Source organism: Streptococcus suis (assembly GCF_002960445.1).
Lineage (GTDB): Bacteria > Bacillota > Bacilli > Lactobacillales > Streptococcaceae > Streptococcus > Streptococcus hyiners.
The window spans coordinates 1-312 of sequence record NZ_POJD01000100.1 but is presented as its reverse complement, the minus strand read 5'-3'; the positions used below and the strand labels follow the sequence as shown (position 1 = coordinate 312).

Sequence of the window (312 nt, the reverse complement as noted above, 5' to 3'; positions counted from 1 at the left end):
TCACCCAAACCATCTTCGTGATAGCGACCATATTCGTAGGTCATGGCATCATACCAAGAATACGTTATCGGATAACCAATCGATTCTGCATATTCCTTGGTATAGAGCATGAAGTTTCTCATTGTTTCCCCTAGTGGTTGAACCAAGCCTCCTGTAGTCTCTTGATTTATGAAATAACCATCGAAACCGTAGTATTTAGCCATATCTACCAACTTACGAGCAACAGGAAAACTTCCATCAGGATCCTGTCTCATAGAAGATACAAACTTCTCTTGATCTTCAATACTACTGGACCAATTGTAGAAAATCGTT

At 39.7% G+C, this 312-nt stretch carries 1 protein-coding gene; it reads right to left on the bottom strand.

The window, feature by feature from the left end:
- The coding region (locus C1G53_RS01885; protein WP_153046640.1) for an endo-beta-N-acetylglucosaminidase at window positions 1-312 on the bottom strand (312 nt) is incomplete at both ends.